This window comes from Streptomyces longisporus (assembly GCF_039532765.1).
In the GTDB taxonomy this organism is placed as follows: Bacteria; Actinomycetota; Actinomycetes; order Streptomycetales; family Streptomycetaceae; genus Streptomyces; species Streptomyces longisporus.
The window spans coordinates 147,062-170,535 of the sequence record NZ_BAAASG010000004.1 but is presented as its reverse complement, the minus strand read 5'-3'; the positions used below and the strand labels follow the sequence as shown (position 1 = coordinate 170,535).

At 70.8% G+C, this 23,474-nt stretch carries 21 protein-coding genes and 1 pseudogene; 19 read left to right on the top strand and 3 right to left on the bottom strand.

Features of this window, described 5'->3' with window-relative positions; translation table 11 throughout:
* Window positions 1-10: 10 nt before the first annotated feature.
* The 12 genes from ABD355_RS07600 (at window position 11) to ABD355_RS07545 (ending at window position 14,774) form a co-directional block, all read left to right on the top strand.
* Window positions 11-835 carry an IclR family transcriptional regulator gene (locus tag ABD355_RS07600; RefSeq protein WP_344399326.1) on the top strand — a complete coding sequence of 275 codons (825 nt, stop codon included), beginning with the start codon at window positions 11-13 and terminating at the stop codon, window positions 833-835.
* Between the two features lie 50 nt (window positions 836-885).
* Window positions 886-1,746, top strand: coding sequence for a fumarylacetoacetate hydrolase family protein (locus ABD355_RS07595; RefSeq protein ID WP_344399325.1), 861 nt, complete (start codon window positions 886-888; stop codon window positions 1,744-1,746).
* Window positions 1,747-1,757: 11 nt separating this feature from the next.
* Window positions 1,758-2,774, top strand: a complete 1,017-nt coding sequence (locus ABD355_RS07590) for a zinc-dependent alcohol dehydrogenase (protein WP_344399324.1) — start codon at window positions 1,758-1,760, stop codon at window positions 2,772-2,774.
* A gap of 94 nt (window positions 2,775-2,868) precedes the next feature.
* Window positions 2,869-4,506, top strand: coding sequence for a serine/threonine-protein kinase (locus tag ABD355_RS07585; RefSeq protein ID WP_344399323.1), 1,638 nt, complete (start codon window positions 2,869-2,871; stop codon window positions 4,504-4,506).
* A gap of 122 nt (window positions 4,507-4,628) precedes the next feature.
* Entirely contained in the window at window positions 4,629-4,772 is a 144-nt protein-coding gene (locus ABD355_RS07580) for a hypothetical protein (RefSeq protein ID WP_344399322.1), read from the top strand.
* A 147-nt stretch (window positions 4,773-4,919) separates the two neighbouring features.
* Window positions 4,920-6,062, top strand: coding sequence for a LacI family DNA-binding transcriptional regulator (locus tag ABD355_RS07575; RefSeq protein ID WP_344399321.1), 1,143 nt, complete (start codon window positions 4,920-4,922; stop codon window positions 6,060-6,062).
* A 371-nt stretch (window positions 6,063-6,433) separates the two neighbouring features.
* Window positions 6,434-7,825 carry an ABC transporter substrate-binding protein gene (locus ABD355_RS07570; protein WP_344399320.1) on the top strand — a complete coding sequence of 464 codons (1,392 nt, stop codon included), beginning with the start codon at window positions 6,434-6,436 and terminating at the stop codon, window positions 7,823-7,825.
* 1 nt (window position 7,826) lies between these two features.
* Window positions 7,827-8,741, top strand: a complete 915-nt coding sequence (locus ABD355_RS07565) for a carbohydrate ABC transporter permease (RefSeq protein ID WP_425585708.1) — start codon at window positions 7,827-7,829, stop codon at window positions 8,739-8,741.
* The gene (locus ABD355_RS07560) at window positions 8,741-9,673 is read left to right on the top strand and encodes a carbohydrate ABC transporter permease (RefSeq protein ID WP_425585712.1); all 933 of its coding nucleotides are present in this window, start codon (window positions 8,741-8,743) and stop codon (window positions 9,671-9,673) included. The genes ABD355_RS07565 and ABD355_RS07560 overlap by 1 nt, the downstream gene beginning before the upstream one ends.
* 38 nt (window positions 9,674-9,711) lie before the next feature.
* A complete protein-coding gene (locus ABD355_RS07555; RefSeq protein ID WP_344399319.1) occupies window positions 9,712-11,862 on the top strand; it encodes a beta-galactosidase in 2,151 nt (716 codons plus the stop codon).
* A 19-nt stretch (window positions 11,863-11,881) separates the two neighbouring features.
* Window positions 11,882-13,687, top strand: a complete 1,806-nt coding sequence (locus tag ABD355_RS07550) for an RICIN domain-containing protein (RefSeq protein ID WP_344399318.1) — start codon at window positions 11,882-11,884, stop codon at window positions 13,685-13,687.
* A 112-nt stretch (window positions 13,688-13,799) separates the two neighbouring features.
* Window positions 13,800-14,774 (top strand): hypothetical protein, encoded by a 975-nt coding sequence (locus tag ABD355_RS07545; RefSeq protein ID WP_344399317.1) that lies wholly within the window; start codon window positions 13,800-13,802, stop codon window positions 14,772-14,774.
* Here the strand turns inward: ABD355_RS07545 and ABD355_RS07540 are convergent.
* Window positions 14,758-14,904, bottom strand: coding sequence for a hypothetical protein (locus tag ABD355_RS07540; RefSeq protein ID WP_344399316.1), 147 nt, complete (start codon window positions 14,902-14,904; stop codon window positions 14,758-14,760). The two genes, ABD355_RS07545 and ABD355_RS07540, sit on opposite strands and share 17 nt — an antisense overlap.
* Window positions 14,905-14,929: 25 nt before the next feature.
* Window positions 14,930-15,511: a helix-turn-helix domain-containing protein gene (locus ABD355_RS07535; protein WP_344399315.1), complete on the bottom strand. Its 582-nt coding sequence runs from the start codon at window positions 15,509-15,511 to the stop codon at window positions 14,930-14,932.
* Window positions 15,512-15,591: 80 nt separating this feature from the next.
* Between ABD355_RS07535 and ABD355_RS07530 the strand changes: the two genes are divergently transcribed.
* The 5 genes from ABD355_RS07530 to ABD355_RS07510 all read left to right on the top strand — a co-directional run bounded on the left by ABD355_RS07530 (window position 15,592) and on the right by ABD355_RS07510 (window position 20,331).
* Window positions 15,592-16,533, top strand: coding sequence for an NAD(P)/FAD-dependent oxidoreductase (locus ABD355_RS07530; protein WP_344399313.1), 942 nt, complete (start codon window positions 15,592-15,594; stop codon window positions 16,531-16,533).
* Between the two features lie 51 nt (window positions 16,534-16,584).
* Window positions 16,585-18,123, top strand: coding sequence for an ATP-dependent DNA ligase (locus ABD355_RS07525; RefSeq protein ID WP_344399312.1), 1,539 nt, complete (start codon window positions 16,585-16,587; stop codon window positions 18,121-18,123).
* Window positions 18,120-18,596 (top strand): NUDIX hydrolase, encoded by a 477-nt coding sequence (locus ABD355_RS07520; RefSeq protein WP_344399311.1) that lies wholly within the window; start codon window positions 18,120-18,122, stop codon window positions 18,594-18,596. The genes ABD355_RS07525 and ABD355_RS07520 overlap by 4 nt, the downstream gene beginning before the upstream one ends.
* Window positions 18,597-18,674: 78 nt before the next feature.
* Window positions 18,675-20,069 (top strand): NADP-dependent succinic semialdehyde dehydrogenase, encoded by a 1,395-nt coding sequence (locus ABD355_RS07515; protein ID WP_344399310.1) that lies wholly within the window; start codon window positions 18,675-18,677, stop codon window positions 20,067-20,069.
* Window positions 20,070-20,094: 25 nt separating this feature from the next.
* On the top strand, window positions 20,095-20,331 hold the full coding sequence (locus tag ABD355_RS07510; RefSeq protein WP_099933991.1) for a DUF6213 family protein: 237 nt from the start codon (window positions 20,095-20,097) through the stop codon (window positions 20,329-20,331).
* 3 nt (window positions 20,332-20,334) lie between these two features.
* Here ABD355_RS07510 and ABD355_RS07505 read toward each other — a convergent pair whose 3' ends face one another.
* Window positions 20,335-21,000: a thiaminase II/PqqC family protein gene (locus ABD355_RS07505; RefSeq protein WP_344399309.1), complete on the bottom strand. Its 666-nt coding sequence runs from the start codon at window positions 20,998-21,000 to the stop codon at window positions 20,335-20,337.
* A gap of 171 nt (window positions 21,001-21,171) precedes the next feature.
* Here ABD355_RS07505 and ABD355_RS07500 point away from each other — a divergent pair.
* A pseudogene (locus ABD355_RS07500) lies at window positions 21,172-22,248 on the top strand (type III polyketide synthase); the annotation flags it as partial.
* Window positions 22,249-22,255: 7 nt separating this feature from the next.
* A complete protein-coding gene (locus tag ABD355_RS07495) occupies window positions 22,256-23,470 on the top strand; it encodes a cytochrome P450 (RefSeq protein WP_344399308.1) in 1,215 nt (404 codons plus the stop codon).
* Window positions 23,471-23,474 lie beyond the last annotated feature (4 nt).

Here is a 23,474-nt window from a genome sequence, read left to right as displayed (position 1 = left end):
CCGGAACATCATGAAGGGTACGCAGACGCACGAGGGTGCGACAGACCCCGGCACGGACGGCCCGACCGACGCCGACGGCGGCCGGCTCGTGGGGTCGGACCGGGTGCTCGCCGTCCTCAAGGAGCTTGCCCGGTATCCCGAGGGCGTGGGCCTCGAGGAGTTGACCCGGGTGATCGGCAGTCCCAAGCCGACCGTGCACCGGGCGCTTGCGGCCCTGCGCCGGGCGGGGCTCGCCGGGCAGGACGCCCGCGGCCACTACGCGCTCGGGGACGAGTTCCTGCGGATGGCCTTCGCCCACCACGAGTCCCGGCCCGACCACGTCCGGGTCCGCCCGGTCCTGGAGGCGCTGGCGCAGCGGTTCGGGGAGACCGCGCACTACGCGGTCCTCGACGGCCGTGAGGTCGTCTACCGTGCCAAGGTCGATCCGCCCAGCGGTGCCGTCCGGCTCACGTCGATGGTGGGCGGCCGCAACCCCGCGCACGCCACCGGAGTCGGGAAGCTGCTGCTGGCCCGCCACTTGGAGACCTTGGCGGAGGTGGAGGCATGGATCGGCGGCTCTGCCCTGGAGCGGCGCACCCCGCGGACGTTGTGCACCGCCGACGCCCTGCACCGCGAGCTGGAGACCATACGTGAGCGGGGCTACTCCCTCGACGACCAGGAGAACGAGCCCGGCGTCAACTGCCTCGCCCTGCCCGTGTACGCGACCTCGCCGAGGACGCCGTCCGGAGCCGTCAGCGTCAGTGCGCTGACCTACCGGACACCGCTGAGCACCCTGGTCGAGGCGGCCGACGAGATCCGTGCCCTGCTCGGTCCCCTCGGGGAGCCCCACCGCTGAAGCCCCGCCGGGCCACCCACCCCGCCGAACCCACCCTGGAGACTGAGCTCGTGTACCTCATGCGCATCGGCGCCGCCGGCGCCGAAAAGCCCGTCGCCCGCATCGACGACGAGACCTACGTGGACCTCTCGGACGTCGTCACGGATTTCGACGAGGCGTTTTTCGGCGCGGGCGGCCTCGACCGCGTCCGCCCGCTCGTGACACAGCGGGCGGCGGCCGGGCAGGTGTCCCGCTTCGCCGGGGAGCGCATCGGCGCCCCCGTCGCCCGCCCGCATCAGATCCTGTGCATCGGCCTCAACTACCGCGACCACGCGGCCGAGAGCGGCATGGCCGTGCCCGACGAGCCGATCCTGTTCACCAAGTCGCCCAATACCCTGGTCGGTCCGAACGACGACGTGCGGATCCCGCGCGGGTCCACCAGGACGGACTGGGAGGTGGAGCTGGGCATCGTCATCAAAAGGCGCACGAGCTACCTGGACTCGGTGGAAGAGGCGCGCGAGGCCATCGCCGGCTATGTGGTCGTCAACGACGTCAGCGAGCGTGCCTTCCAGCTGGAGCGGGGCGGGCAGTGGGCCAAGGGCAAGTCCGCGGAGACCTTCAACCCCGCGGGCCCGTGGCTGGCCACCACCGACGAGATCGAGGACGTCCTCGCGCTCGACATGTGGCTGGACGTCAACGGGGTGCGCCGGCAGACCGGCAACACCAAGACGATGATCTTCGACCCCTACTTCATCGTGCACTACCTCAGCCAGTTCCTCGTCCTGGAGCCCGGCGACCTGATCAACACGGGCACTCCGCCCGGCGTCGGCATGGGCCTCACCCCGCCCGTGTACCTCCAGCCGGGCGACGTGATGGAGCTCGGCATCCAGCAGCTGGGCACCCAGCGTCAGCACGTCCTCGGGCCCCGGTGAGCCGTCGCCTGATGCGCGCCTTCGTCCTGACCGGCCCCGGCGAGTACGCCGTACAGGAGGTCGCGGCGCCGGTGGCGGGCCCCGGCGAAGTCGTCGTCGACGTCGAACGGGTCGGCGTGTGCGGCACCGACGTGGAGTTCTTCACCGGCGCGATGGCCTACCTCCACCAGGGCCATGCCGCCTATCCGATGCGGCTCGGTCATGAGTGGGCGGGGCGGGTGGCGGCGGTCGGCGACGGTGTCGACACCGGCTGGCTCGGGCGCCGCGTCATGGGTGACACCATGCTCGGCTGCGGCACGTGCCGCCGCTGCCTGCGCGGCCGCCGGCACGTGTGCGAGAAGCGGCAGGAGGTCGGCATACGCGGGGACCGGCCAGGCGCCCTGGCCGAGCGACTCGCCGTCCCCGCCTCCTCGTTGCACGCCCTGCCCGACGCCGTCGACGCCGTGCTCGGGGCGCTGGTGGAGCCGGGCGGCAACGCCCTGCGGGCCGCCGAGGCCGCCGCACCGCGCCCCGGGGACCGAGTCCTGGTCCTGGGCCCGGGGACCATCGGACTGCTGGCCGCGATGTTCCTCCGTACGACCGGTGCGGAGGTCCACCTCATGGGCAGCACCGGCAGCTCCCTCGCCTTCGCCCGCGCGCTGGGCTTCGAGCACGTCTGGTCCGGGGACTCCCTGCCGGACCTGCCCTACGACGCGGTCGTCGACGCCTCGAACGCCGCCCATCTGCCGGACAGGGCCCTGGATGTGGTCGAGCCGTCCGGCCGGGTCGTGTACATCGGGCTGGCCGGCGAGCCCAGCAGGATCGACACCCGCACGCTCGCCCTCAAGGACGTCACCGCGGTGGGCATCCTCTCCGCCTCCCCGGGCCTCGACGCCACGATCCGCGCCTACGCCGCCGGGTCGGTCGACCCCAGGCCCCTGGTCGCCGCCACCGTGGGCCTCGACGGGGCAGGCCCCGTACTCTCCGGCGAGCGCCCGCCCGGCGCCGGGCCAGGCCCCAAGATCCATGTGGATCCCCGCTCGGGCTGAGGCGTGAAACCCGGACAAGAGCCCTGTCACGGCCCAAGGGGGCCGATACGCTGGAGAACGGCCATGGACCGGGGGCGGGGCTGGGGGCGGGGGCATGGATCCACGGATGCAGCTGTCGGTGGGCGGATACGTCTGCGAGCGTGAGCTGGGCCGGGGCGGGCAGGGGGTGGTGTGGCTCGCCCGGGACCGGGCGGGGCGGCGGGTCGTGGTGAAGTTCCTGCTGCCGGGCAAGGAGTACGACGAGGTCGCGCTCGCCCGCGTACGGCGGGAGTTCGGTGCGGCGAGCCGGGTCGGCGAGCTGGCCACGGCGCGGGTCCTCGATGCCGACCTGTCCGGGCGGAATCCGTACATCGTGAGCGAGTTCGTGCCGGGCCCCACGCTCCACCAGCATGTGACGGCGGGTGGCCCGCTGTCCTCCGGGCGGCTGCAGTCGGTGGCGCTGGCCGTCGCGCACGCGTTGGCGCAGGTGCACCGGGTGGGTGTGGTGCACCGGGACATCAAACCGTCCAACATCCTGCTCTCCCCGGACGGACCGCGGATCATCGACTTCGGTATCGCCCGCGACGACCGGCTGCTCGAGTCGGCGCTCACCACCCCGGGCAGTGTGCTCGGCTCGCCCGCGTACATGTCGCCGGAGCAGGTCAAGTCGATGCGGGTCAGCGGCGCCTCCGATGTGTTCTCCCTGGGCGGCACGCTGTACTTCGCCGCCACGGGGCGCCATCCCTTCGAGGGGGAGAGCGGCTACGAGGTGCTCGTCGCGGTGTGCGAGCGGGACGCGGATCTCGCGGCGGTGCCGGAGCCGGTCCGTTCGGTCGTCGCCGACTGTCTGCGCAAGGACCCGGCGGAGCGGCCCACCGCCTCCCAGCTCGTCACCCGGCTCGCGGGGGCCGCGGAGGGCACGCAGTCGCAGTCAGGGACACCTCAGCCGCCGCCACCGTCCGGACGCGGGAAGGGCGTCGCCCGCCTCGGCACGGGCGCCAGGCAGCTGCGGCTGTGGGGGTTCGCGGCCGGCAGTGCCGCGGCGGCGGTGCTGCTTGCCGTCGTGCTGAGCACCACCTCCTCGGGCGGAACCCATGGCTCGGCCTCCCCGTCCTCGTCCGGCAGGCCGAACAGCTCCGCAGGCTCCCAACCCCTCTCGTACACCGACGATCTGACCGATTCGGGCGACTGGACGCACAAGGACCCGGCCCTGGCGAGGATCACGCACCAGGGCGGAACCATGCTGGTCGATCCGAGGACCGAGCTGGAGGTGTGGCCGCAGGCACCCTTCGAGCCGTCCTCGTTCGCGGTACGGCTGAACACCCAGACGGAGTGGTACGGCGGCGAGGGCGGGGTTGGGCTGTGGTGCAACGGCTCGGGGGACTACCGGAAGGGCTCCCGCTGGGCGACCTACCTGACAACAGGTCAGGAAGCCCTGATTGTGCGGGAGTTCCGATTCAAAGGGGCTTTCCAGCATGACCGGGTCGTCGAGGTCGACCTCGCGGATGCGGGCCTGAAGGTGGCGAGCCGGCAGCAGGTCGACATGTCGATGACCTGTTCCCCGGCCGGTGCGGGCCGGATCAGGGTCGAACTCGGCGTGGACGGCACCCGGGTCGCCTCGTACACCGGAGCCGCCTTCGACGCGCGGGGCTGCGGGGTGGCCGCCTTCCATTACAGCGCGACTGACCCGCAGGGCACGGCCTTCCACGCGGGATTCGAGCGCTTCACCGCCACCGAGCTGTCGGGAAGCTGACGGCCGGCAAGAGCGGTACCGCCACCGAGCGGCTGATTCCTCGGGCCGCGCGGCGTGTCCGGGCCGGCGGGGCTGCCGGCTCGGAGCAGGGTGGGCCGCACTGCCGTAACGGAGGAGGAACCGTGAAGCGTCGTGTCGCCGCCGTCCTGGCCATCGCCCTCGCGGGGCTGATGCTTTGCGCGGTACCAGCCACAGCTCAGGACGGCCGTGGCGACGTCGAGAGCAACGACTGGAACATCCCGCTCACCAACATCGGGATTCTGTAGAGGTCACGGATGCGTTCCGGACCCTTGACGCCGCCCCTATGACTGCGTAGACATGACTGCGTAGACATGACAGCGCAGTCAGCCGCAGGGTCGGTCGACCTGCGAATGGCATGATGGGGCTCGATCGAACGGCCGCCGGGAGGCACCATGACGCGAGGGACAGGGCGGGGCGCAGGCTCCGCCGCGCCGCGCAGCGTGGACGTCGCCCGGCTCGCGGGGGTCTCGCAGAAGACGGTCTCGCGGGTCTTCAACGACGAGCCGTATGTCTCGGCCGACGTACGCCGGCGGGTGCTCGACGCCGCCGAGCAGCTCGGCTACCGGCTCAACAACGCCGCCCGCGCGCTGGCCTCCGGGCGCACCCGCTCGATCGGCGTGGTGACGCTGGGCACGGCGCTTTACGGACCCGCCTCGCTGCTCATGGGTGTCGAGCGGGTCGTCCGGGACACCGGTTACGCCCTTCGCGTGGTCAACACGATGGAGGGCGACCCGGCGGGCGTCGCGGGTGCCATGGACTCGCTCCTCGATCAGGGCGTGGACGGCATCGTCATCTCCGAACCGATCGACGAGCAGACCGACGGCGGAGCACCCGCCCTCCGCCTCGATGTCCCGGTCCTCGTCATCGGCGCACCGCCGCCCGTCAAGGCGCCCACGGTGCTGACCGCGGGCCACGGCGCCGACCTGATGGCCCGGACCGCCACCGAACACCTGCTGGACCTCGGCCATATGACGGTCCATCACCTCGCGGGTCCGCAGCGGTGGTACGCCGCCCGGGACCGGCTGGAGGGATGGCAGGCGGCCCTCACCGCGCAGGACCGGGAGGTGCCCGCGGTCGTCTCGGGCGACTGGTCGGCCGCCTCCGGTTACCGGGCGGGACGGGAGCTGGCCGAGGACGGCGGCGTCACCGCTGTCTTCGCAGCCAACGACGACATGGCGATCGGACTGATCCGCGCGCTGACGGAGGCCGGCCGGCGGGTGCCGGAGGACGTCAGCGTCGTCGGCTTCGACGACATCCCGGTCGCCGCCTATGTGACTCCTCCCCTGACCACGGTGCGGCAACCGTTCGACGCCGTGGCCCAGGAAGGGCTCAAGCGCCTGGTGCATGCCATCGAGAACCCGAAGGCAGAGCCCTTGACGCCGAGTGGCCCACCGGTCGACCTCGTCGTCCGTGCCTCGACCGCACCGCCACCGCCGAGCCGGAAGACCCCGGCCCGCGGACGGCGCACCGGCTCCCGTGCCGCCAGGGCATCCAGTCCGCCGCTTGCGAACGGAGGCCTGTCCACCCGCCACTGACCCCTTCGCAAGCCAAGCCGACCACAGCCGTTGAACGGCACGCGATCCCCGAACGAGCCGCTGTACTGATCGCGCACCGCGCCACGAGCACCCCCGTCGGACCGGCGCCGCAGAGCCGCCCCTGACCCCGACGGGCCCACGTCAGGCCGCGTGCCGGTCGCCGCTCCACCTCCACCCCGCTTCTCGCTTCTCGCTTCCGACCCCGGCCTCCACCTTCAGGTGGTGGAGCGCTCACAGGTCGCTCTCCACGAGGACGCGCACACTCGACCGTCTCGGCGTTCCAGCCCGTCGGCGCGCACGCCCCTCGACCACCACACCCCGCACGCCCTCGCCAGGCGTGCCGTCACCTTCGCCACCGGCGGGAGTTCACCATGCCCAGAAACACGTCCGTACCCAGCACGTCCGCCATGAGCCGTCGGCTGTTCCTGACCGCCACGGGCGCCCTGTCGCTCGGTGCCGCCCTCACCGCCTGTGGCGGCAGCGACTCCGGCAGCTCCTCCGCGTCCGCCAAGCCGGTCAGCCAGGCCGACATCGACAAGGCCATGAAGACCCCGACCCAGCTGACGTTCTGGACCTGGGTCCCGAACATCGCGAAGGAGGTCGCACTCTTCGAGAAGAAGTATCCGGCCATCAAGGTCAAGATCGTCAACGCCGGCCAGGGAACACCCCAGTACACCAAGCTGCGTACGGCCCTGAAGGCGGGCAGCGGAGCCCCGGACATGGTGCAGATCGAGTACCAGGCCATCCCCACCTTCACGATCACCGACAGTCTGCTGGACCTGCGGCCGTACGGCGCCTCCGCCCTCAAGTCCACGTTCGTGGACTGGACCTGGGGCCAGGTCAGCGGGCCGAAGGGGGAGGTCTGGGCGATACCGCAGGACACCGGTCCGATGGGCATGCTGTACCGGCAGGACATCTTCGACAAGCACGGCATCGACGTGCCGGGGACCTGGGACGAGTTCGCGGCCGCCGCGCGCAAGCTGCACAAGGCGGACCCGAACGTCTGTCTGACCAACCTCGCCGCCAACCAGGTCGCCGCCTGGCACGGTCTGCTCTGGCAGGCGGGCGCCAAGCCCTATGTGACCGCCGGCAAGGGCGACATCACCATCAGCGTCGACGACGCCGTCTCCAAGAAGCTCGGCGCGTACTGGGGCGGCCTGGCGAAGGAAGGGGTCATCGGCGTCGAGCCCGACTTCACCGACTCCTGGTACGCCGCCCTCAACAAGGGCAAGTACGCCACCTGGATCACGGCCGCCTGGGGCCCGGTGTTCCTCTCCGGCTCCGCCAAGGCCACTGCGGGCAAGTGGCGGGCGGCCCCGCTGCCGCAGTGGGACGCCGCCAAGCCCAGTTCGGGCAACTGGGGCGGCTCGACCACCGCCGTCATCCGATCGACCAAGAACCCGATCGCCGCGGCCGAGTTCGCCAAGTTCCTCAACAGCGACCCGGCCAGCGCGAGGATGTTCGCCACCGAGCAGTTCTTCTTCCCCGCCACCAAGTCCCTGCTCAGGGACCAGTCGTTCGTGTCGGACGCGCCGTCCTTCTACGGCGGCCAGAAGGTCAACCAGGTCTTCGCCGACATCAGCACCACGGTCAACTCCTCCTTCCAGTGGCCGCCGTTCCTCGACCAGGCGGCGACCGACTGGACCGAGACGGTCGGCAAGTCCCTCGCGGACCACACCGACACCGTCCGTGCCCTCGGCAGCTGGCAGACCCGGCTGACCACGTACGCCAAGGACCAGGGCTTCACGGTCAAGGGAGGCTGATATGAGCGCCACGACCGCCGTCCCCCGCAAGGCAGCACGCACGTCCCGTTCGGCGCACCGGTTTTCGGGGCCGCTGTTCGTCGCCCCGTTCATGATGCTGTTCCTGCTGCTCTTCCTCGCTCCGCTCGGCTACGCCGCCTATCTCAGCCTGTTCCAGCAGCGCCTCATCGGCGGGACGGTCTTCGTGGGCCTGGACAACTACGTCCAGGCCCTGGGCGACCCCCAACTGCTGCACGGCGTGGGTCGCGTCGCCCTGTTCTTCCTCGTCCAGGTGCCCGTGATGCTGCTGCTGGCGCTGGTGTTCGCGCTCGCACTGGACAGCGGACTGCTGCGGCTGGCGCGCGTGATCCGGCTGGGCATCTTCGTCCCGTACGCCGTCCCGAGCGTGGTCGCCGCGCTGATGTGGGGGTATCTGTACGGGCCGGACTTCGGGCCGTTCGCCCAGCTGAGCCGGAATCTGAGCCTGCCCGCCCCGCACTTCCTGAGCGACGGCTGGATGCTCGGCAGCCTGGCGAACATCGTGACCTGGGAGTTCGTCGGCTACAACATGATCATCCTGTACGCCGCCCTGCGGACGATCCCGCAGGAGCTGTACGAGGCGGCCGCGACGGACGGAGCGGGTGCCTGGCGCATCGCCTGGTCCGTCAAACTGCCCGCGCTGCGGCCCGCGTTGCTGCTCGCCCTGCTGTTCTCCGTCATCGGCAGCTTCCAGCTGTTCAACGAGCCGAAGCTGCTGATGAGCATCGCCCCCGACGTCATCTCCAGCTCCTACACCGCCAACCTCTACGCCTACTCCCTCGCCTTCACCGGCCAGCAGGTCAACTACGCGGCCACGGTGTCCTTCCTCCTCGGCCTCGTCATCGTGATCGCCTCCTACGCCGTCCTGCTCACCGCGAACCGCAGGAGGACCCCGTGATCACGACCACCACTCCCCCGGACACCGTCGTGACGGCGGCCGCACCGCCTCCCCCCGTGAGGTCGAAGAAGCGCGACCGGGGGGCCCGGCGCAGCACTCCCCTGACCATCGCCATGCTGGCCGCCCTCGCCTACTTCCTCCTGCCCCTGTTCTGGCTGCTCATCGCCTCGACGAAGAACACCCAGGACCTCTTCAACACCTTCGGCCTGTGGTTCTCGCACGCTCCGCAGCTGCCGGCGAACATCAAGGCGACGTTCACCCAGGACGACGGCGTCTTCGTGGACTGGCTGCTCAACACGGTGATGTACGCCGTGGTCAGCGCGCTCGGCGCCGCACTGCTCGCCGCCGCCGGCGGCTACGGGTTCGCCAAGTTCCGCTTCCGCGGCGACCGTCTCGCCTTCAACCTGGTCCTGGGCGCCGTCATGGTCCCGACCACCGCGCTGGCCATCCCGACGTATCTGCTCTTCGCGAAGGCGGGCCTGGTCAACACCCCGTGGGCGATCATCCTGCCGTCCCTGGTCAACCCCTTCGGCCTCTATCTGATGCGCATCTACGCGGCCGACGCCGTCCCGGACAGCATCCTGGAGGCCGCCCGCATCGACGGCGCGGGCGAGGCACGGATCTTCTTCCGGATCGCGCTGCGGCTGCTGGGGCCGGGCCTGGTGACGGTGCTGCTGTTCACCCTGGTGGCGACCTGGAACAACTACTTCCTGCCGCTGATCATGCTCAACGACCCGAAGCTGTACCCGATCACGGTGGGCCTCGCCTCCTGGGCCGCGCAGGCCCAGAACGGCGGGGCGGGCGCCAGCAGCGACATGCTCGCGCTCGTCGTGACCGGCTCGCTGCTCTCGATCATCCCGCTCGTCGTGGCCTTCCTGATGCTCCAGCGGTACTGGCAGAGCGGCCTGGCCACCGGTGGCGTCAAGCAGTAGCCCTCCCCCCTCTTCCCTTCCCCCGGAGGTTTCCCTTCATGGCGGCTCTGCCTGCCCGCGTCCTGTTCGGTGCCGCGTACTACCACGAGTACCAGCCGTACGAGCGCCCCGCCGAACGCCTCAAGACCGACCTCGACCTGATGGCCGACGCCCATGTCAGCGTCATCCGCGTCGGCGAGTCGGTCTGGTCGACCTGGGAGCCGGACAACGGCCGCTTCGACCTCGACTGGCTGCAACCGGTGCTGGACGGCGCCCACGACCGCGGTATCTCCGTCGTCCTCGGCACCCCGACCTACGCGGTACCGCCGTGGCTGGCCCGCCAGTACCCGGAGATCACCGGCGAGCGGCACACCGGCGAACGTATCGGCTGGGGCGCCCGGCAGGAGGTGGACTTCACCCACCCGGCCTTCCGCTTCCACGCCGAGCGCGTGATCCGCCGTATCGTCGCCCGCTACGCCGACCACCCGGCGGTGATCGGCTTCCAGGTCGACAACGAGCCGGGCCTGGAGCTCTTCCACAACCACGGCGTCTTCCAGCGCTTCGTCGACCATCTGCGCGAGACCTACGGCGACGTGGAGACCCTCAACCGCGAGTGGGGCCTGGTGTACTGGTCGCACCGGCTGTCCACCTGGGCGGACCTGTGGACCCCGGACGGCAACGCGCAGCCGCAGTACGACGTGGCCTGGCGCGCGTTCCAGGCCCGCCAGGTCACCGAGTTCATCGGCTGGCAGGCCGACATCGTCCGCGAATACGCCCGCCCCGACCACTTCGTCACCACCTGCATCTCCTACACCCGCCCGGCGGTGGAGGACGACGAGCTGACCGACCGTCTCGACATCGCCTCCGGCAACCCGTACTACGACATGCAGGACGGCCTGCTGCTGCCCGACCCCACGCCAGAGGGCCATGAGCAGAACTGGAAGACCACCGGCGTGTGGGCGCTGTACCAGACCGCCGACTGGATGTTCTCCTCCCGGCAGGAGCCGTTCCTGGTCACCGAGACCGACGCCGGCTCCATCGGTTTCCCCTGGGACAACCGGCCCGCCTACGACGGTCAGTGGCGCCAGGCCGCCTGGGCACTCGTCGCGCGCGGCGCCCGCATGATCGAGTACTGGCACTGGCACACCCTGCACTTCGGCGCGGAGACCTACTGGGGCGGCATCCTCCCGCACACCGGCCGGCCCGGCCGGACGTACGCCGAACTCGCCCGTCTGGGCGGTGAGTTCGAGACCGCGGGGGCGCTCGTCGCCGGGCTCGAACCGGACGCCGACATCACCATGGTGTACTCGACGCCGAGCAAGTGGCTGATGCAGAAGTACCCGCCGCTGGCCGGGCCCGACGGCGAACCGGACCCGGCCGCCTACCACCGCATCTTCGACCCCTTCTACCGCGGCGCCTTCGACGCCGGCCGCCAGGTCCGCATCGTCCACGCCCGCCAGCTGCACGACCCGAGCGGAGAGCGGGAGGGCGTGACTCCGCCGGCGGCCGTCCAACGTCACCCCGTCCTCGTGGTCCCTGCGCTCTATCTCGCCCACGACGAGACGCTCGACTGGCTCGCGGACTACGCCCGCGCGGGCGGCCACCTGGTCCTCGGTCCGCGCACCGGCTACGCCGACCACGAGGCGCGCGCCCGCACCGAAGCGGCCCCCGGGCGTCTCACCGGCGCCGCGGGCGTCAGCTACGACGAATTCAGCAACCTGGCACGGGACATACCCGTGCGGTCCGCACCGGACAGCCCCCTCCACCTTCCCGAGGGCGCTACGGCGACGAAGTGGGCGGACGGCCTGACCGTCGCCGACGCCGACGTACTCGTCACCTACGACCACCCGCACTTCGGCCGCTGGCCCACGGTCACCACCCGCCGTCACGGCGCCGGCCGGGTCACCCATGTCGGCACGGTGCCCGGCCGGGACCTCGCCCGGGCGCTGGCCGAGTGGCTGGCGCCGTCGCCCCGCCACGGCCGGCGGGACCTGCCGGCCTCGGTCACCGCGACGACCGGCACCTCACCGGACGGACGCCATGTCCACATCGTCCACAACTGGAGCTGGGAGCCCGCGAGGGTGTCTGCGCCGGTGAACCTCTCGGACGCCCTCGACGGCACAACCGTCCCTGCGGGCAAGGCACTTGAGCTCGGCCCCTGGGACGTACGGGTCCTCGTCTCCACCGACACCGACCCCACCCGTTCGTGAGCACCCCGTAGGAGAAGTCATGCAGAGAAGAAGAGCCGCCAGAGCACTGGGCACCCTCACCGCCGCGTCCGCGCTGCTCGCGATCCCCATGACGAGCGCGCAGGCGTACGACCCGACGGGCGGGATCCTGTACCAGTTGGGCAACGCCCCGTGTCTGAAGGGCCGGGGCAACTGTGCCATCTACCCCAAGTCGGCGCAGCTGCCGAGCGGACGGCTGGTCGCGGCGTTCGAGAAGTCCACCGTCGTGCCGACGACGGGTAGCGCCGACGGGCAGACCGTCCCGGTCTACAAGAGCGACGACCACGGCACGACGTGGCAGCCGCTGTCGGAGGTCAGGGCCCCGGCGTACCTGTCCAAGGACCCCCGGTACGCGAAGTACACCAGCAACTGGACGAACCCGTATCCGTACGTGCTTCCGCAGCGCGTCGGCAAGCTGAAGGCGGGCACGCTGCTCCTGGCGAGCGTGGTCTCGGGCGACGACCAGTACTACAAGGAGCACAGGGCGGCCGACCCGAACTGGACGCCGTCCAACGACGGGGACCGCAGTGACCTGGCGATCGCCCTGTACTCCAGCACCGACGAAGGCGTGACATGGAGGGTCGCCGATGTCGTCGCGACCGGTGGTCGGCAGGGCGGCAGCGCGGGCGCGATCGGGCAGAACGTCGCTGCCGCGAACACGTACAAGCAGGTGGATCCCCTGTGGGAGCCGTACCTGATGGTCTACAAGGGCAAACTCGTCTGCTACTACTCCGACGAGAACGACTACACCGGTTTCGACCCGACCACCGGTGTCCCGGCCCTCGACCCGGCGAACGACACCGCCACGGACTCGCACGGCCAGATCCTCGTCCACAAGACGTGGGACGGGAGCAGCGAGAGATGGAGCGCCCCCGTCGTCGACGTCGCCGGTCTGACCCAGGACATGGGGGGCGGCAAGTCGGAGATCGGCGGCGGTCGGCCCGGAATGACGAACGTGGTCCGTACGACGGACGGCAGATGGCTGCTGACCTTCGAGTACTGGGGTGGCGGGGCCGACGTCAGATACAGGATCGCGGACGACCCGCTGAAGTTCTTCCGCGGTTCCGCCACCGGTATGGGGATCGACTCCCTGCCGGTCGTGGCGGGTTCGCGGCCGCTCGCTACCGGCGGCAGCCCCGTCGTCATCGCGCTGCCGGACGGACGCCTGGTGTACAACGCCGCCGGCAGCGGCGACGTCTGGGTCAATGAGACCGGGCGCAGCGACGGCGTGTGGAAGGAGTACCAGACGACCTCTCCGGCCGCCTACAGCCGCAACCTGCAGTACGTCCAGGGCACCGGCCGCATCGTGATCCTCAACAACCAGGGCACCTCGACGCTCGCCTACGCCGAGGTCGACCTCGGCCACTCGAACGGCGCCTACTACCAGCTCGTCAACCGCAGGACCGGCCAGGTGATCGGCACGGGGAACAAGACCAACGACGCGAACCTCGGCAACGGCGACGTCCCCGACATCGCCCTGGAAGACGCCGGTTCGGCGGCGGACCCGGACACCCAGTACTGGCATGTGGTGACCGAGCCCAAGGGTGGCGTGACCCTGCTGAACAAGTCGGGCGGCCGTGCGGCGGCCGTCTGGACCGGCAACGCGACGGTCGGCCGGCGCATCGGCCAGTGGGTCGACAACAGCCCGACGGGCAGCTGGAACCTCGTCAGGACCGCCGACGGCTACTACAAGCTGCAGTCGGTGAAGGACACCGGCCTGTACCTGACGGGCGCGTCCGACGGGGCCCCGCTGACCTTGCAGAAGGCGGCCGGAGACGGCTCGCAGGACTGGATGCTCGTGAAGTGAGGCGGACCTTCGGCGGCTGCCCCGCCGACGGACTCCCGTAGATTCCGGCTGAAGGCCTGATCAGGGTGCGCGGAGTGGGGGGTGGTCAGGGGTGACCGTGGAGTCGATAGCGGTGACTTCGGCGCCGAAGTCGATGGTCTGGCAGGGGGACGAACTGGTCTCGTGGACCGGCGGCGGACGGCGGTGGGATCGCGACGGGGTGGAACACAGGTCGCCCTTCGCGTGGAGCTTTCCGTTCGATGCCGGGACCAGTTCGGCCTCGGGGCCGTATTCCGCGGTGTACCAGGAGCGTGGCACCAAGGGGGTGTTGCTCGAAGGGGAGCGGGTCGTTCGAGAGCTGAACCGCAGCTACTACCGCGCTCCGAACTACGACTACCCGCTCGCCCTCGGCAGGTTGGGCGACGGACGGGAGGTCGTCGTGCACTGCCCCGAGAAGTACAACGTGCTCCAGATCGAGGACGCGGCCAGCGGCGAGCGCCTGACCGCCGGAAGCCGCGAGCCGGAGGACTTCTTCCATTCCAGACTGGGCCTGAGCCCGGACGGCCGCCACCTGCTCTCGGTCGGCTGGATCTGGCAGCCCTTCGGGTTCGCCGTCGTCTTCGACACAGCGCTCGCACTCACCGACCCGAACATCCTGGACGGCGAGGGCGTGCTGCCGGCCATGGCCGTCATGGGCGGAGAGGTGACGGCCGGTTGCTGGCTCGACGCCGACCGACTGGTCCTGGCGACGGGAACGGAGGAGTGGTACGACGAGGAGGAGGAGAAGCTTGCGCTGCCGGCGCGCCACCTCGGCGTGTGGTCGGTGTCCCAGGGTCACTGGCTGCACCGCAGCCCCGTCCCCGAGGCCGACCCCGGTGTCCTGCTCCTGTCCCGGGGCGATCAGGTCGTGTCTCTGCACGGCCACCCGCGACTGCTCGACACGGCGACGGGGCGCATCGTCGCGGAGTGGCCCGAGGTCCGCGTCCCGGCCAAGCCCACCTGCTTCGGCGGCCGCCGTGTGCCCACCCCCGTCGCCGCCCTGCACCCCGACGGCACCCGGCTCGCCGTCGCACAGGAGGAGAGCATCGCGCTCATCGGACTGCCGTGAGCCGGTCGGTCATGACCCGCACCCGCCGACCCGCCCGGTCGAAGTTCTCCTTGAAGAAGGTCTTGTGCGGGGCGAGGGCGGCGGAGGCGGTGGGGGGTATCGCGAGCAGCGCGGCCGATGCGGCCAACAACCCGCCGACAGTCCGCAGTTGAGCATCAGGACCGCTTCGGCCGCGCCCGCACATGCATCCGCTCCCCCTGCGGCCCGAACAGGCTCAGGAACTCCACCGGCCCCTCCCCCGTCGACCCGAACCAGTGCGGCACCCGGGTGTCGAACTCGGCCGCCTCGCCCGCCGCCATGACGACGTCGTGCTCGCCCAGCACCACCCGCAGCCGCCCGGACAGCACGTACAGCCACTCGTAGCCCTCATGGGTGCGCGGTTCGGGCTCCTCCGTGCCCTGCGGTACCAGCACCTTGAAGGCCTGGAGGCCGCCGGGCTGCCGGGTGAGGGGCCAGAAGGTGCGACCGTGTCGTACGAGGGCCTTGCCACGTACCCGCGGGTCCCCCGCCGGTGGCGCGCCGACCAGTTCGTCCAGCGGCACCTGGTGTGCCCGCGCGATCGGCAGCAGCAGCTCCAGGCTGGGCCTGCGCAGCCCGGACTCCAGCCGGGACAGCGTGCTGACCGAGATCCCGGTCGCCGCCGACAGCCCGGCGAGCGTGGCACCCCGCTCCTTGCGGATCCGGCGCAGCCGGGGCCCGACCTCCGCGAGGACCTCGTCCGTGTCGTCGTCATTCATGGACGACATTGCAATTTCGGCAAACAGGTTTGTCAATGCGGCAGCGGTGGGGCGACCGTCGGGCGTGGAGGTGGTCTTCCATGACCGAGCAGCACAACGAGCAGTACGAAGTGATCGTCGTCGGAGGGGGCGCGGCCGGGCTCTCCGCCGCCCTGGTCCTGGGCCGGGCCCGGCGCCGCACGCTCGTCGTCGACGCGGGCGAACCGCGCAACGCGCCCGCCGCCCATATGCACGGCTATCTGTCGCGGGACGGCATGCCACCCGCCGAGTTCCTGGCGATCGGCCGGGAGGAGATCGCACGGTACGGCGTGGACCTGGTCCGCGACCGGGCCGTGGACGTCACGAGGGGCGAGGAATTCGCGGTCGCCCTCGCGAGCGGCCGGACCGTGCGCGCACGGCGGCTGGTGATCGCCACGGGCCTGCGGGACGAGCTGCCGGCGGTCCCCGGCGTGGCCGAGCGCTTCGGCCGGGATGTGCTGCACTGCCCGTACTGCCACGGCTGGGAGGTCCGCGACCGGGCCTTCGGCGTACTGGCCACGACCCCACTGAGCGTCCACCAGGCCCTGATGGTGTCCCAGTGGTCGAAGGACGTGACGCTCTTCCTGCACAGCGTCGCCGAAGAGGAACTGTCGGACGACGACCTGCGCAGGCTCGCGGCGGCAGGGGTGAAGGTGGTGCCCGGCGAGGTCGCGGAGCTGGTGGTGGAGGACGACCGGCTCACCGGCGTACGTCTGACGGACGGTACGACGCATGCCCGCGAGGTCGTCTTCACCGCGCCCCGCCCGGTCCCGCAGACCGGTCTGCTGGAGCGGCTGGGAGCCGAACTCCAGGAGACCCCCTTCGGCGCGTACCCCGTGGTCGACCCGACCGGGCTCACCTCTGTGCCTGGCGTCTGGGCGGTCGGCAACGCGATGGGCTTCGCCGAGCAGGTCGTGAACGCGGCGGCGGGAGGTTACCGGGCGGGGGCATTCATCAACGGGGAGCTGTTGATGACCGACCTCGACTCGGCCGTACCGGCATAGGACCAGCGCCGTCCGGGTGTGGAGCGCCCGCCTCCGTTGGAGGATGGCTGCATGCTGCTCGCCCGCCTGGCCCAAGTCTCCCAGGACGTCGCCGCCACCTCGGCGCGGTCCCGGAAGATCGCTCTGCTCGCCGAGCTGTTCCGGGACGCGGAGGCGGACGACGTGCCGATCGTGATCCCGTATCTGGCGGGACGGCTGCCGCAGGGGCGGCTCGGCGTCGGCTGGAAGGTGCTCGGTCGCCCTGTCGCCCCGGCCGCCGAACCCACGCTCACCGTGCGGGAGGTGGACGCCCTCCTCGGCGAGCTGGGCAAGGTCTCGGGCACCGGCTCGCAGGCCGAACGGACCCGGCTGGTCGGGGAGTTGATGGGGGCGGCCACCGAGGACGAGCAGCGCTTCCTGCTCGGGCTGCTCACCGGTGAGGTACGGCAGGGTGCCCTGGACGCCGTCGCCGTGGAGGGCCTGGCGCAGGCCACCGAGGCGCCGCCCGCGGACGTACGCCGGGCGGTGATGCTCGCGGGCTCCCTGCAGACGGTGGCCCAGGCGCTGCTCGCCGACGGACCGGCGGCCCTGGACCGCTTCCGGCTCACCGTCGGCCGCCCGGTCCTGCCGATGCTGGCGCACAGCGCCTCCTCCGTGGCCGAGGCGGTCGACAAGCTCGGCGCATGCGCGGTCGAGGAGAAGCTGGACGGCATCCGGGTGCAGGTCCACCGGGACGGCGACAGCGTACGGATCTACACCCGCACCCTCGACGACATCACCGACCGTCTGCCCGAACTCACCTTCGCCGCACTGGAGTTGAAGGGGCGCCGGTTCATCCTGGACGGCGAGGTGATCTCCTTCGGTCAGGACGGTCGGCCCCGGTCCTTCCAGGAGACGGCCGGGCGGGTCGGGTCGCGTGTGGACGTGGCGACGGCCGCCGAGACCGTCCCCGTCTCCCCCGTCTTCTTCGACGCACTGTCCGTGGACGACCGCGACCTGCTCGACCTGCCCTTCGCCGAGCGGCACGCCGAACTGGCCCGGCTGGTCCCCGAGCCGATGCGGGTACGGCGCGCCCTGGTCTCCGGGCCGCAGGACGTGAGCGCGGCCGAGGGCTTCCTCGCCGAGACCCTGGAGCGCGGCCACGAGGGGGTCGTCGTGAAGGCCCTCGACGCCGCCTACAGCGCGGGCCGGCGCGGCGCGTCCTGGCTGAAGGTCAAGCCCGTCCACACCCTCGACCTGGTGGTGCTCGCCGCCGAGTGGGGCCACGGCCGGCGCACCGGCAAGCTCTCCAACCTCCACCTCGGAGCCCGCAACCCCGACGGCTCCTTCGCCATGCTCGGCAAGACCTTCAAGGGCATGACCGACGCGATGCTCACCTGGCAGACCGAACGCCTCCAGGAGCTCGCCACGGGCACCAACGGCTATGTGGTGACCGTACGCCCCGAACTCGTCGTGGAGATCGCCTACGACGGCCTGCAGAGGTCCACCCGCTACCCGGCCGGCGTCACCCTCCGCTTCGCCCGCGTGGTCCGCTACCGCGAGGACAAGCGCCCGGAGGAGGCGGACACGGTCGAGACGCTGCTCGCGGCGCACCCGGAGGTGACGCCATGAGCGGCAGGCACAGCGCCGGCCTGCTGTTGTTCCGGCACACCGGTGGCGGTCTGGAGGTCCTGCTCGGCCACATGGGCGGGCCGTTCTTCGCCAAGCGGGACGCGGGGGCGTGGACCGTGCCGAAGGGCGAGTACGCGCCCGAGGAGGAGACCGCCTGGGAGGCGGCCCGGCGCGAGTTCCAGGAGGAGCTGGGTCTTGAGCCGCCCTACGGGGAGGCCGTGGCGCTGGGCGAGGTCCGGCAGACGGGCGGCAAGACCGTCACGGCCTGGGCCGTGGAGGCCGACCTGGACCCGGCGACGATCGCCCCCGGCACCTTCCGGATGGAGTGGCCGCCGAGGTCCGGGCAGACGCAGGAGTTCCCCGAGCTGGACCGCGTGGAGTGGTTCGGGCTCGACCGCGCCCGGGATGTGATCGTGAAGGCGCAGTCCGCGTTTCTCGACCGGCTGGCGGAGCACTCGCAGGAATCGGAGTAACCGCACAGCCGCCCACGCGTTGCGGTCACCGGCAGCGCGCGGGAAGGTCGAATCAAGCCCGCCCCCAGGAGGTCAGCCATGCCCATCGCGACGGTGAACCCGGCGAACGGCGAGACGCTCAAGACATACGAGGCCATGGGCGAGGAGGAGCTCGAGCGCCGGCTCCAGCTCGCGGAGGCGACGTTCCGCACGTACCGGACGACGCCCTTCGCCGAACGCGCCCGCCTCATGCACAGGGCCGCCGCTCTCCTCGACGACATCCAGCAGGACATCGGCCGCGTCATGACCACCGAGATGGGCAAGCCGATCAAGCAGGCGCGCGCGGAGGCCGCCAAGTGCGCCAAGGCGATGCGCTGGTACGCCGACCACGCCGAGGAACTCCTCGCCGACGAGGAACCGTCCGAGTTCGACGTCAAGGACTCGGGCGCCTCCCGGGTCCGGGTCCGCTACCGGCCGCTCGGCCCCGTCCTCGCGGTGATGCCGTGGAACTTCCCGTTGTGGCAGGTCATCCGGTTCGCGGCGCCCGCGCTGATGGCGGGCAACGTGGGCCTGCTCAAGCACGCCTCGAACGTCCCGCAGACCGCCCTCTTCCTGGAGGACCTGTTCCACCAGGCGGGCTACCCGGAGGGCTGCTTCCAGACCCTGCTGATCGGCTCCGGCGCCGTCGACGACATCCTGCGCGACGAGCGCGTCAAGGCGGCCACCCTCACCGGCAGCGAACCCGCCGGGCGGGCGGTCGCGTCCACCGCCGGGGACATGGTCAAGAAGACGGTCCTCGAGCTGGGCGGCAGCGACCCGTACGTCGTCATGCCGTCCGCCGACCTCGACCGGGCCGCGCAGATCGCGGTCACCGCACGCGTGCAGAACAACGGGCAGTCGTGTATCGCCGCCAAACGGTTCATCGTGCACACGGACGTCTACGACGCCTTCGCCGAACGCTTCGTCGAGGGCATGAAGGCGCTGAAGGTCGGCGACCCGATGGAGGAGGACACGGACGTCGGGCCGCTCTCGAGCGAGCAGGGGCGCGACGACCTGGAGGAGCTGGTCGAGGACGCGCGGCGGAGCGGGGCCGAGGTGCTGTGCGGCGGCCATCGGCTGCGCCGGCCCGAGCTGCCCGGCTGGTACTACCCGCCGACCGTGCTCACCGGGATCACCCGTGAGATGCGCATCCACCGCGAGGAGGCCTTCGGCCCCGTCGCCACGCTGTATCGCGCGTCCGACCTCGACGAGGCCGTACTCATCGCCAACGATTCACCGTTCGGGCTGAGTTCGAACGTATGGACGCGGGACGAGGCGGAGGTGGACCGTTTCGTACGGGACCTGGAGGCGGGCGCGGTGTACGTCAACGGGATGACCGCCTCCCACCCGGCGTTCCCGTTCGGCGGGGTCAAGCGGTCCGGTTACGGGCGTGAGCTGTCCGGGCACGGAATCCGGGAGTTCTGCAACATCACGACGGTTTGGCACGGTGCGTGAGTGCTGCGCGGCTAACATCCCGGTTGTGAACCGCGAAGTGACTCTGCCTCTGATCGTCGATGACCGCGGTGTCTTGCAGGTGGCTGCGGCCGATGTGAGCAAGCTTCTGCGGACGGTGGGTGGGAGGTGGCTGCACCTGGTCGAGACCGGGGAGGACGGGCTCGACGAGGACACGGTCGCTGCGTTGACCATTGAGCTGGCGAAGCTCGCCGACCGGATTGATGTGGCGTGTATTGCTCACAGCAGCGGGAGTGCGCCGTAGGGCCTAAGAGGCCAGCTGCAGCAACGTTGACCAGAACAGTGACTCGTAGCTTTGGAGCAGGCGGCCGTAGCCGTGTGCGAGCCCCACATTCAGGAACCCGGCGTCCAAGCCCGCCTGAACTGCCGCTGTGGCCCGCCGGTCCAGCTCCGGGGCCGGTTGGGCGAAGAAGTCGAAGAACGCGCAGGACTCGTCCGGGAAGTCGTAGTGGACGCGCAGGGACTCGGCGATGCCGGCGCAATAGCCGCCCCACGCGGAGAAGTTGGCGGTGATGGCCAGGACCGCGTCGGTCGGGGAGGCGTTGAGGGCGAGCCAGGCGACGTAGGACGGATAGGCCTGGCAGCCCGGAAGCGGCTCATAGGCGAGTGTCCTCGCCTCGTCGATGCCGCATGACCGCGCGAACGGCTGCAGCCGTTCGGCTGCCAGCGCCTCGCCGTCGGCGAGCATCTCGAAGAACGCGGCGGCCTCCGGCTCCTCCGTGGCGCGTTGGGCCAGATGGAGGAACGCGCGGCGGTCCGCCGGGATCACCCAGTGCTGTTCCAGAGCCAGTGTGGCGAGTGTGTCGCGGGAGGCCTCGCCCCGGGCGATGAGGGGGACGAGCGGGTTGGCCTGCGGGTCCGGGGCGAGCTTCGCGGTGGTCGTCTCCAGCAGTTCCGTGGCCGTACGCGTCATTGCGTCCTCCCTGGGATCGGATGTGGGGCTCCTGCTTCGACCTTGGCACGGGGTCCCCGATACGGAGTAGTCCGGCGCGAGATCGTCGCCTCGTCGGGTGATCGTGGGTGAACCACCCCCAGAGGTGAACCCTTTTCGACCCGGGGGCCGAAAGCCTTCCGGACGGCGAAAGCAGGACGGTTCATGGCGACTTTGTGCAGACCCTCGGTGTCCGTCCCAGAGCACGTGATCACGATGGAGGAGACGCTGGAGCTCGCTCGCTCCCGCCACGCCGACCATCCACAACTGCCGCTGGCCCTCCGGCTGATCGAGAACACCGGCGTTCGCACGCGGCACATCGTGCAGCCCATCGAAGAGACGCTGAAGCACCCCGGTTTCGAGGAGCGCAACAAGGTCTACCAGGCCGAGGCGAAGGCCCGGGTCCCCGCCGTCATACAGCGGGCGCTCGACGACGCGGAGCTCCTCACCAAGGACATCGACGTGATCATCTACGTGTCGTGCACGGGCTTCATGATGCCCTCGCTCACGGCCTGGCTGATCAACGAGATGGGCTTCGACAGCACCACCCGCCAGATACCCATAGCCCAGCTCGGTTGTGCGGCCGGCGGAGCCGCGATCAACCGGGCGCACGACTTCTGCTCCGCCTACCCCGACGCCAATGCGCTGATCGTTGCCTGCGAGTTCTGCTCGCTCTGCTACCAGCCCACCGACCTGGGCGTCGGATCCCTGCTCTCCAACGGCCTGTTCGGCGACGGGATCGCCGCCGCCGTGGTGCGCGGACAGGGCGGGGAGGGCATCGAACTGGTGCGCAACGGCTCGTACCTGATCCCGAAGACCGAGGAGTGGATCATGTACGACGTCCGGGCCACCGGATTCCACTTCCTGCTGGACAAACGGGTGCCGGGCACGATGGAGCCGCTCGCGCCGGCCCTGCAGGAGCTGGCAGGCCAACACGGCTGGGACGCCTCCGACCTGGACTTCTACATCATTCACGCCGGCGGCCCGCGCATTCTCGACGACCTCAGCAAGTTTCTGCAGGTCGATCCGCACGCGTTCCGGTTCAGCCGGGCCACGCTCACCGAGTACGGCAACATCGCCAGCGCCGTGGTCCTCGACGCGCTGCGCCGGATGTTCGACGAGGGCGGAGCGAAGCACCGGGCGCGCGGGCTGCTGGCCGGTTTCGGGCCCGGCATCACCGCGGAGATGGCACTGGGCCACTGGCACAGCCCCGACGACAGGACGGCATGAGTACGGCATGACTGAAGAAACCCTCACCGAGACCCTCCCCCCGATCCGGCACTGGCCGGCCCTCGACCTGACCGGCGTCGACTTCGACCCGGTGCTGGCCGAGCTGATGCGTGAGGGGCCCGTCACCCGCATCCAGCTGCCCAACGGCGAGGGCTGGGCCTGGCTGGTCACGCGCTACGACGACGTGCGCATGGTGACCAACGACCCCCGCTTCAGCCGTGAGGCGGTGATGGACCAGCCGGTCACCCGACTCGCCCCGCACTTCATCCCGCAGCGCGGCGCGGTCGGTTTCCTCGACCCGCCGGACCACACCCGGCTGCGCCGCTCGGTGGCCGCCGCGTTCACTGCGAAGGGCGTGGAACGGGTGCGCGAGCGGTCCCGGCGGCTGCTGGACGAACTGGTCGACGAGCTGCTGCAGGACGGCCCGCCGGCGGATCTCACCGCGACCGTCCTGAGCCCCTTCCCCATCGCGGTGATCTGCGAGCTGATGGGCGTCCCGGCCGCCGACCGGCACGGCATGCACACCTGGACCCAGCTGATCCTGTCCTCCTCGCACGGCGCGAAGGTCAGCGAGAAGGCCAAGAACGAGATGGGCGCCTACTTCGCCGACCTCATCGGGCTCCGGGAGGGCAGCTCCGGCGAGGACGTGACGTCCCTGCTCGGTGCCGCCGTCGGCCGCGAGGAGATCACCCTGGAGGAGGCCGTGGGTCTTGCCGTGCTCCTGCAGATCGGCGGCGAGGCGGTCACCAACAACAGCGGCCAGATGTTCTACCTCCTGCTGACCCGCCCGGACCTGGCCGAACGGCTGCGTGCCGAGCCCAGGATCCGTCCCCAGGCCATCGACGAGCTGCTGCGCTACATCCCGCACCGCAACGCGGTCGGGCTCTCGCGCATCGCGAGGGAGGACGTGGAGATCAGAGGTGTACGGATCCGCGCGGGCGACCCGATCTACGTCTCCTACCTGGCCGCCAACCGCGACCCGGACGTCTTCGCGGACCCGGAGACGATCGACTTCACCCGCGCCCCGAACCCCCATGTGTCGTTCGGCTTCGGCCCGCACTACTGCCCGGGCGGCATGCTGGCCCGGCTGGAGTCGCAGCTGCTCGTCGACGCGCTGCTGGACCGCGTTCCGGGCCTGAGGCTCGCCGTACCGCCCGGCCAAGTCCCCTTCAAGAAGGGGGCGTTGATCCGCGGGCCCGAAGCACTGCCGGTCACCTGGTGAGCAG

What these genes read in the sequence shown, in the direction of transcription:
- ABD355_RS07600 (WP_344399326.1), top strand. Translation starts at nt 11, where the DNA reads ATGAAGGGTACGCAGACGCACGAGGGTGCGACAGACCCCGGCACGGAC.
- ABD355_RS07590 (WP_344399324.1), top strand. Translation starts at nt 1,758, where the DNA reads ATGCGCGCCTTCGTCCTGACCGGCCCCGGCGAGTACGCCGTACAGGAG.
- ABD355_RS07585 (WP_344399323.1), top strand. Translation starts at nt 2,869, where the DNA reads ATGGATCCACGGATGCAGCTGTCGGTGGGCGGATACGTCTGCGAGCGT.
- ABD355_RS07575 (WP_344399321.1), top strand. Translation starts at nt 4,920, where the DNA reads ATGACGCGAGGGACAGGGCGGGGCGCAGGCTCCGCCGCGCCGCGCAGC.
- ABD355_RS07570 (WP_344399320.1), top strand. Translation starts at nt 6,434, where the DNA reads ATGCCCAGAAACACGTCCGTACCCAGCACGTCCGCCATGAGCCGTCGG.
- ABD355_RS07565 (WP_425585708.1), top strand. Translation starts at nt 7,827, where the DNA reads ATGAGCGCCACGACCGCCGTCCCCCGCAAGGCAGCACGCACGTCCCGT.
- ABD355_RS07555 (WP_344399319.1), top strand. Translation starts at nt 9,712, where the DNA reads ATGGCGGCTCTGCCTGCCCGCGTCCTGTTCGGTGCCGCGTACTACCAC.
- ABD355_RS07550 (WP_344399318.1), top strand. Translation starts at nt 11,882, where the DNA reads ATGCAGAGAAGAAGAGCCGCCAGAGCACTGGGCACCCTCACCGCCGCG.
- ABD355_RS07535 (WP_344399315.1), bottom strand. Translation starts at nt 15,511, where the DNA reads ATGAATGACGACGACACGGACGAGGTCCTCGCGGAGGTCGGGCCCCGG.
- ABD355_RS07530 (WP_344399313.1), top strand. Translation starts at nt 15,592, where the DNA reads ATGACCGAGCAGCACAACGAGCAGTACGAAGTGATCGTCGTCGGAGGG.
- ABD355_RS07525 (WP_344399312.1), top strand. Translation starts at nt 16,585, where the DNA reads ATGCTGCTCGCCCGCCTGGCCCAAGTCTCCCAGGACGTCGCCGCCACC.
- ABD355_RS07520 (WP_344399311.1), top strand. Translation starts at nt 18,120, where the DNA reads ATGAGCGGCAGGCACAGCGCCGGCCTGCTGTTGTTCCGGCACACCGGT.
- ABD355_RS07515 (WP_344399310.1), top strand. Translation starts at nt 18,675, where the DNA reads ATGCCCATCGCGACGGTGAACCCGGCGAACGGCGAGACGCTCAAGACA.
- ABD355_RS07505 (WP_344399309.1), bottom strand. Translation starts at nt 21,000, where the DNA reads ATGACGCGTACGGCCACGGAACTGCTGGAGACGACCACCGCGAAGCTC.
- ABD355_RS07495 (WP_344399308.1), top strand. Translation starts at nt 22,256, where the DNA reads ATGACTGAAGAAACCCTCACCGAGACCCTCCCCCCGATCCGGCACTGG.